The organism is Solemya pervernicosa gill symbiont (assembly GCF_002020875.1).
Classification (GTDB): Bacteria; Pseudomonadota; Gammaproteobacteria.
Genome location: NZ_MPRL01000149.1, coordinates 1 through 1392, shown reverse-complemented (window position 1 = coordinate 1392; position 1392 = coordinate 1). Strand labels below are relative to the sequence as shown.

The window sequence follows — 1392 nt, the reverse complement described above, 5'->3', positions numbered from 1 at the left end:
TCGGGGCGCCGCAGGCATAAACGGTCGCGTTAAGTATTTGCCGCTTGCTTGGGCTTGGATGCCCAAAACAAGCTTCCGCAAAAATAGCGACTCCCCGAACCCTCTTTCGTTAGATACGTTTGTAATAGGTTGCGGAGTTCAGGTTCGTCATCTACTACCAGAATCTGCTGCTTGTAAGTGTTCAATGGGAGTCCTGCGCTTATTTATTATCGATACGGTTCTGTAACAGTCTCGTTACATCTTGTTACAGATGCGCCATCACTTAGAAAAAACTCTTCTTTATTGTAGGTCTTGAATATAACAACACCAATACACTGAGGAACATATCCAATGATACTCCAACTCGCTAGAGCAAAGAATTTATTTAACCTGATTAACGGTCTGCAGAAGATACGGCGTGCGTCTGTTGCGATGGTGCTACTCATTGGTAGTTCTATGTTTGCACAGAGTGTCAGTGCGGCAGATCCAAGTCTGGCTGAATTGAAAAAAGTCTTACAGAGTCAGATCGAGCTGATGAAGCCTGAATTAAAAGGGAAGGTTAAAGATCTGTCGATGGATACAAAGATGTCGCTAATGGCAATCCTGGCGATGCATAGTCGATACAGTGAAAGGGCAACTCTGCGGCAGGTTATGACCGAGGTGCTGTCCGATTACCAAAGTGTGCTGGCAGGAATCATGACTGACAACCCCGAGCACACGGCGGACAGTGCCAGGCGTCTTGCTAATCATCGCATTCCTGTGGGTGGTCTTCTTCCCTATCTAGGGATGGAAAATATCAGCGATGAACGTCTGGCCGTGCTTGATAGTTTCAACAGTAGTGTTGAGGGGAATGCACTGAAGCTGGCAGATGCGGCTGAAGCTGGAGATATGGTAAAGGCAGCGTCGCTCATTGGTGATATTAGTTCCGGGTGCGTTGGTTGTCATGGTGTTTTCAGAAGTCAGCCAGGGGTGTCTGATCTACTGAGTTTGAAATAAAAAAGCGCCGATTGGAATTATTTAAGATAACAATAAAGATCGCATAAAAGTGGTCGCCTTGGGAGAAGTGTTATGAAGTGCAGAGTAGCCCTACTATCTGCAAGCCTCATGCTGACTTGTGCAGTGCCGACCTATGTTGTCGCAGCTACAGATGATTCAGATGGTGCTTCAACATTTGAGCAGCGTCGTGCTCTTTCAAATAGAATAAAAGAGCTTCGGGCGCTGAGAAATAGGTTGCCCATTCCTGTGTCTGCCGGGCTTTTTGGTATATATGCCTTTCCTGAAAAAGGACAGGGTGTAGCTGGAATTAACTATCAACCGCTGACCGCTATGGATAGCGAAGCGAAGGCGGTTAGTCCGCGATAGTCGACGCCGTCTGCATATTCGTAGTTGAGAGCGCGAGCGAACGACGAAGAA

At 47.1% G+C, this 1392-nt stretch carries 2 protein-coding genes; both read left to right on the top strand.

Annotation, left to right across the window (positions count from 1 at the left end; translation table 11 throughout):
* Positions 1 to 226: hypothetical protein (locus BOW52_RS17640; protein ID WP_236725806.1), on the top strand; the 226-nt coding region annotated here is incomplete at its 5' end.
* Between the two features lie 104 nt (positions 227 to 330).
* Positions 331 to 975, top strand: a complete 645-nt coding sequence (locus tag BOW52_RS16780; RefSeq protein ID WP_236725805.1) for a hypothetical protein — start codon at positions 331 to 333, stop codon at positions 973 to 975.
* Positions 976 to 1392: the final 417 nt, after the last annotated feature.

What these genes read in the sequence shown, in the direction of transcription:
- BOW52_RS16780 (WP_236725805.1), top strand. Translation starts at nt 331, where the DNA reads ATGATACTCCAACTCGCTAGAGCAAAGAATTTATTTAACCTGATTAAC.